Source organism: Bacillus sanguinis, assembly GCF_018332475.1.
GTDB lineage: Bacteria > Bacillota > Bacilli > Bacillales > Bacillaceae_G > Bacillus_A > Bacillus_A sanguinis.
Genome location: NZ_BOQB01000531.1, coordinates 1 through 338, shown reverse-complemented (window position 1 = coordinate 338; position 338 = coordinate 1). Strand labels below are relative to the sequence as shown.

Genomic DNA, 338 nt, shown 5'->3' with positions numbered 1-338 from the left:
AAAATAATTTTATCAACGAACATATAAGATACGATTGTTACAAAAAGACTGAAAGAAATAATTTGGACGAACGTTGCAGGGAAAAATAAAGCGAGTCCAATACTGAATGCGATAATACACGAAATAAACTTGATAAGCACTACTGTGAAATCATTCAAAATTTACACCTCCAATTTATACATAGTTTTTCAATAAATTCTGGAGTTCATACATTGCAACGGGTATATTTACATAAAACTTTTTCATGTTCGAAATTTAGTCTAAATATTATAAAAATAACAAAAAAATGTTATAGTAAAATGAGAGTATATGACATTTTTAGGTAAGGGGGAATCCGG

At 28.1% G+C, this 338-nt stretch carries 1 protein-coding gene; it reads right to left on the bottom strand.

Annotation, left to right across the window (positions count from 1 at the left end):
* A partial coding sequence (locus KI369_RS28260) for a DUF2512 family protein (protein ID WP_212958963.1) occupies positions 1-158 on the bottom strand: 158 nt, incomplete at its 3' end.
* Between the last annotated feature and the right edge of the window lie 180 nt (positions 159-338).